Here is a 1,637-nt window from a genome sequence, read left to right on the forward strand (position 1 = left end):
GTCAGGCGCGGGCAGCGCCTTGCGGTCCAGCTTGCCGTTCGGGGTCAGCGGGAAAGCCGCCAGCATCACAAAGGCACTGGGCAGCATATAATCGGCCAGCTGCTGTGCCAGCTGCGGGCGTAAATCCGCCGGCGTCAGTGCAACACCGGATTGAGGCCGGACATAGGCCACTAACCGTTTGTCACCGGGGATATCTTCGCGGGCGATAACGGCTGCTTCCGCCACCCCCGGACACTGGGTCAGGCGCGCTTCAATTTCCCCCAGCTCAATACGGAAGCCACGCAGCTTGACCTGAAAGTCGTTACGGCCCAGATATTCGATACTGCCGTCGGGCAGCCAGCGGCCGAGGTCGCCGGTTTTGTACAGGCGGGCATCCGGGGCGCGGGAGAACGGGTCAGGAATAAAACGTTGCGCTGTCAGTGCCGGACGGTTCAGGTAACCGCGGGCCACTCCTGCCCCACCGATATGGATTTCACCGGCCACACCGAGCGGCGCGGGCTGACCCTGGGTATCCAGAATATAGAGTTGGGTATTGGCAATCGGGCGGCCAATGGGGACAAAGTGGCGTTTATCCTCGCGCTGACAGACCCAATAGGTGACATCAATCGCGGCTTCGGTTGGGCCATACAGGTTGTGCAATTCGGCCTCAAAGTGGGAGAAAAAGCGCTGTTGCAGCTCTTGCGGCAAGGCCTCACCGCTGCAAATCACCCGCTTGAGGGAGGCGCAGGCGTGCTCCGGCGCAACCATCTGCACAAACTGCTGTAACATGGAAGGCACAAAGTGCAATGTGGTGATACCGGCGGTATCAATCAGCCGGGCCAAATAATCCGCGTCTTTGTGGCCTTCGGGGCGGGCCATCACCAGACGGGCCCCCCAGAGCAGAGGCCAGAAGAATTCCCAGACGGAAACATCGAAACTGAACGGGGTTTTCTGCAAGACACGGTCATCGGGAGTCAGGCCATAGGTATCCTGCATCCAGACCAGACGGTTACACAGGGCCCGGTGGCTGTTCATCACCCCTTTGGGCTGGCCGGTAGAGCCGGAGGTATAAATCACATAGGCCAGATGGTGTGAAGTCAGTCCGCGAGCCCGGTTGTCGGGGTTGCTGTCCGGCGTCCCGTCAAAGACAGACGGCGGGCGGGCGTCAAGCACCACAGTAGGCAGGCTGCTATCCAGTATTTCAACCAGCGCGGACTGGGTCAGCAGAACCACCGGCGCTGCATCACTGAGCATATAGGCCAGCCGTTCGGCCGGATAAGCCGGGTCAAGCGGCAGATAGGCGCCGCCGGCCTTAAGGATGGCCAATAATCCCACCACCATCTCCAGACTGCGCCCGGCGCAGATGGCAACCCGGTCATCCGGTTGTACGCCGAGGGTCAGCAGATGATGAGCCAGCCGGTTGGCGCGGCGGTTCAGTTCACCGTAGCTGAGGGACTGCGCTTCAAATACCACGGCGGTGACATCCGGGGTGCGCGCTGCCTGTTGTTCGAACAATTCATGGATCAGGGCTTCCTGCGGGAAATCCACCTGTGTGGCGTTGAAATCCATCAGCAATTGTTGTTGCTCTGTGACAGGTAGTATAGGCAGAGATGAAAGAGCTTGCGTCACATCCGCGACCATTGCTGTCAGCACGTTCT

General features: G+C 60.2%; 1 pseudogene. It reads right to left on the bottom strand.

The features are described from left to right. Window positions 1-1,632 (bottom strand): annotated as a pseudogene (locus tag ABR397_RS22515) (non-ribosomal peptide synthetase); the annotation flags it as partial. Window positions 1,633-1,637 lie beyond the last annotated feature (5 nt).

Origin of the sequence: Photorhabdus viridis (assembly GCF_040256935.1) — a bacterium.
Classification (GTDB): Bacteria; Pseudomonadota; Gammaproteobacteria; order Enterobacterales; family Enterobacteriaceae; genus Photorhabdus; species Photorhabdus viridis.